2 protein-coding genes and 1 pseudogene are annotated in these 2,675 nt (G+C 71.6%); all 3 read left to right on the top strand.

Annotated features, from left to right (window positions below):
- Window positions 1-991 (top strand): VWA domain-containing protein (locus tag EHS43_RS42010; RefSeq protein ID WP_148104264.1); only part of this gene is annotated, 991 nt, incomplete at its 5' end.
- A gap of 228 nt (window positions 992-1,219) precedes the next feature.
- Window positions 1,220-2,311: a hypothetical protein gene (locus tag EHS43_RS42005; protein ID WP_125195736.1), complete on the top strand. Its 1,092-nt coding sequence runs from the start codon at window positions 1,220-1,222 to the stop codon at window positions 2,309-2,311.
- Window positions 2,312-2,483: 172 nt separating this feature from the next.
- Window positions 2,484-2,675: pseudogene (locus EHS43_RS42000) on the top strand (hypothetical protein); the annotation flags it as partial.

The following is a 2,675-nucleotide window of genomic DNA, read 5'->3' as shown; positions in this document are numbered from 1 at the left end:
CCGTTCGGCGGGGCTCGGGGCCTCGGCACCGTCCGTGGCGCGATGGCTGGGGGACATCCGGACCTACTTCCCCTCCTCCGTGGTCCAGGTCATGCAGCGGGACGCCATCGACCGGCTGGGGCTGTCCACGCTGCTGCTCGAACCGGAGATGCTGGAGGCGGTCGAGGCCGACGTGCACCTGGTCGGCACGCTGCTCTCGCTCAACAAGGCGATGCCCGAGACGACGAAGGAGACGGCACGGGCCGTCGTGCGCAAGGTCGTCGAGGATCTGGAGAAGCGGCTCGCCACCCGCACCCGCGCCACGCTCACCGGCGCCCTCGACCGCAGCGCCCGGATCAGTCGGCCGCGCCACCACGACATCGACTGGAACCGCACGATCTCGGCCAACCTCAAGCACTACCTGCCGGAGTACCGCACGATCGTGCCGGAACGGCTCGTCGGATACGGCCGGGCCTCCCGCTCGGTGAAGAAGGAGGTCGTCCTCTGCATCGACCAGTCGGGGTCCATGGCGGCGTCCGTCGTCTACGCGTCCGTGTTCGGGGCCGTGCTGGCGTCCATGCGGTCGATCGACACACGGCTCGTGGTCTTCGACACGGCGGTCGTCGACCTCACCGACCAGCTCGACGACCCGGTGGACGTGCTCTTCGGGACGCAGCTCGGTGGCGGCACGGACATCAACCGGGCGCTGGCGTACTGCCAGTCGCAGATCACCCGGCCCGCGGAGACGGTGATGGTGCTGATCAGCGACCTCTACGAGGGCGGCATACGCAACGAGATGCTCAAGCGGGTCGCGGCGATGAAGGCGTCGGGGGTGCAGTTCGTGACACTGCTCGCGCTGTCCGACGAGGGGGCACCCGCCTACGACAGGGAGCACGCGGCAGCGCTCGCCGCGCTGGGGGCACCGGCGTTCGCCTGCACTCCCGATCTGTTCCCCGAGGTCATGGCGGCGGCGATCGAGAAGCGCCCGCTCCCGATACCGGATCCGGCGTGAACACGCGCAACAGGTGGCGATTTGTCGACCCGGTGACCTGCGGTCAGAACAGCAAAAGGGACATGCCTACGCATCGGTAACAGGGGACTTGCGCGACCTCGGGCACCCCGTGCAAGGATCGTGTTCTCCACAGTCTTCACCCTTCCCCTCCGTTTCCCTTTCGCCTTCGTTCCGTTCTCCTCCGTTCCCTTTCGCTTCGTTCCGTCGCACGGAAGGACCCGCCCCCTCTTGACCTGGTCAGCAGTCCTTCCCGGTGCCGCTGTGCGCGTGCTGCGCACGGTGGTCGGGCGGCGAGCGCTGCAGGTGGGGTTGTTGGTCGGCGGGTTGTGCGTGCTCGGCTTCCTCTGCGGGGAGCAGGCACAAGCGGCGGAGGGCGTCGGGGCGTTGCCGGGCACGATGACCGGTCGGCTCGTGGGGCCCCCGGCCGCGCCGAAGCCCGCGCACCCGGTCACCGCAGCGGACACAGCCCTGGTCGAGTCCACAGCCACGGACGCGCACAGGGAGAGGGGTAGGGACACCCACTCGGCCACGGCCGCGGCCGCGGCCACCGCCACCGTAACAGGCGGCGCCTCCACGCCCGTCGTCCCCGAAACCGGCACCAGCGACGACCTCACCCGCCCGGCCGGCGGCACGGTCCTGGGCGCGGTGACCGAGGACGTCGTCGGCACCGTGGCCGACGGGGTCGTACGGCCGGTCGGCGATCTGGTCAAACCGGTCGGGGACCTGGTCGAGACCGTGACCACGGGGTTGACCGAGACGGTCGGGATACCGGCGCAGCCCACGGTGCCGGGGTGGCCGACGCTGCCGTCGTACCCCGAGTCGCCGTCGTGGCCGACCCTGCCGCCCCTGCCGACGATGCCGGGTACTCCCTCGGTGCCGGGCCTGCCCGGGATCCCGGGCCAGACCCTGCCCGCCCCCGCGCCGGTCACGTCGGCGCCGCAGCAGCCCGGGTCGGGCGGTCACGCGCCGGAGAAGCCGGCCGGTGACAAGGGCTCCGCGGACGGCGGTGCCGTGTACGGGCCGCGGTTCGCCGGACATGGCACCGTGACCGATGGCACCGTGCGTTGCTCCGACCACCGCACCACCTCTGCCTCCACCTCCACCGCCCACGCGCCCGCGCACCAGGCGCCCTCCGAGAACCCGAGCGGAGCCCTGGGCGGCAAGTCGGCCGTGGACAACGGCTCGTCGCGACACGGCGACGCGCATGCCATCACCCCCAACCACCGGGCGCCGCTGCGGCTCGTGCCCGGTGCCGCCGCGAGCGTCGACGCGGCCGGGACCCGGGACAGGCACCGGGACATCCCCGTCTTCCCCGGCTAGGGCAGACCTTCCCCCCGCCGACCTGCCGCGCGGGGGCGGAACAGGTCTGCCCCAGCCGTTCGGACACCCCCCAGATCTTCGTAGATCTCCGGACGGATCCCCCTGGAGCCCCGTGGCTCCGGATGTCCCCCTGCCTTTCCAGGCACCCAAGATCCAGGGATCTGACGCACTCATGAACAAGAACATCCGCCGTTCCATCGTCATAGCCGCCGGTGTCACCGGTGCGTGGGCACTCGGCTCCGCCGTCGCCAGCGCGGACGAACTCCCGGCCGCCCCCCTCTCCACGACGGACACGACGGCCGACACCGTGTCCGGCGCCGTCTCCGCCACGACCGCGACCGCCACCCTCGGCACGGTCACCGAC

Origin of the sequence: Streptomyces sp. RP5T (assembly GCF_003933965.1) — a bacterium.
In the GTDB taxonomy this organism is placed as follows: domain Bacteria; phylum Actinomycetota; class Actinomycetes; order Streptomycetales; family Streptomycetaceae; genus Streptomyces.
Note: the sequence above shows the minus strand (reverse complement) of the source record. Positions and strands in the feature narration are given on the sequence as shown.